The sequence below is a fragment of the Mesorhizobium sp. WSM4845 genome, assembly GCF_055811455.1.
Map to the genome: position 1 here is coordinate 1 of NZ_JBVVQA010000100.1, position 577 is coordinate 577.

General features: G+C 64.8%; 1 pseudogene. It reads left to right on the forward strand.

The window, feature by feature from the left end:
- Positions 1–577, forward strand: a pseudogene (locus AC0L2C_RS34180) (transposase family protein); the annotation flags it as partial.

The window sequence follows — 577 nt, forward strand, 5'->3', positions numbered from 1 at the left end:
TATTTCCAGTATCTGTGCGGCGAGGAGTTCTTCCGCCACGACCTGCCGTTCGACCGCTCCTCGATGACGCGCTGGCGGAGCCGCATGGGCGAGGAGGGGATCATGGTGCTTTTGCAGGAAAGCCTCAGCATTGCGGTCAAGACCGGGGCGATGAAGCCGACCGACACGCGCCAAGGGATCGTGGACACGACCGTGCAGCCGAAGAACGTGATGTTCCCGACCGACGCCAAGCTCATCCACCGGGCCCGCGAACGGCTGGTGCGGCTGGCCAAACGGGCGGGGCTGGATTTGCGCCAGACCTATGTCCGGGTCGGCAAACAGGCGCTGATCAAGCACCAGCGCTACGCCCACGCCAAGCAGTTCAAGCGGGCCAACAAGGCGCTGCGCAGGCTCAAGACTATCTCGGCCGGACCGTCCGCGACATCTCCCGCCAGATCGCCGGCGATGCGGAACTGGACGCGCTCTTCAAATGGCTCTACCAGGCCTCCACCGTTCTCGAGCAGCGTCAGCGCCAGCGCGGCCGCAAGATCTACAGCCTGCATGCGCACGAGGTGGAATGCATCGGCAAGGGCAAGGC